At 44.5% G+C, this 584-nt stretch carries 1 protein-coding gene; it reads left to right on the plus strand.

The window, feature by feature from the left end; all coding sequences use genetic code 11:
- Nucleotides 1-370: 370 nt before the first annotated feature.
- The coding region (locus DVK07_RS23990) for a hypothetical protein (protein ID WP_233565567.1) at nucleotides 371-584 on the plus strand (214 nt) is incomplete at its 3' end.

Below are 584 nucleotides of genomic sequence, written 5' to 3' on the forward strand. Positions count from 1 at the left end.
ATATCGCTGATATATGTTGTTGAGTTGTTGGTTTGTAGGAACCCAAACGCCGAATCTGTGGTGTTCCCACAATCTCGGAGGATGGGATTGATGCGTGTCTTATTTTCATATATATTTGAATGGGTTATAACGGAGAGAGAACCTGAGCCCCGATCGCTGTTATCACCAACTAATTGAACAAGTGAAACAGCTATAGCAACAAAGTCCAAAACCTGACTTCAGTTGGCTGTATTGCCAATTTAAACTATAAGTTGGAAGAACAGGGTTTAATAAATAGGGATGACGTGATACAGGCTACTAAGACCTCACCATCCTTTTCTCAAAATATTTTTCCATAAACTATTTCTAACTACCATCAAAATATGTGTTCATGCGTCGCCGTGCCCTCCTCAAACAGGCCAGTGGAGTAACTACTGCCGCAGTGCTTGCGGGCTGCTCCTCGTTCACAGAATCCGATGAAGAGTCTCCGTCACCGGGAGAAGTCGTCGTCAGAAACAACCATACAATTCCGCATATCATCACAATCCAAGTTCAGGATGGTCCACAAGGTCCGTTAGGCAATCCGATCACGCCACAGGGCCAAG

The sequence above is a fragment of the Halorubrum sp. Atlit-26R genome, from assembly GCF_003666015.1.
GTDB lineage: Archaea > Halobacteriota > Halobacteria > Halobacteriales > Haloferacaceae > Halorubrum.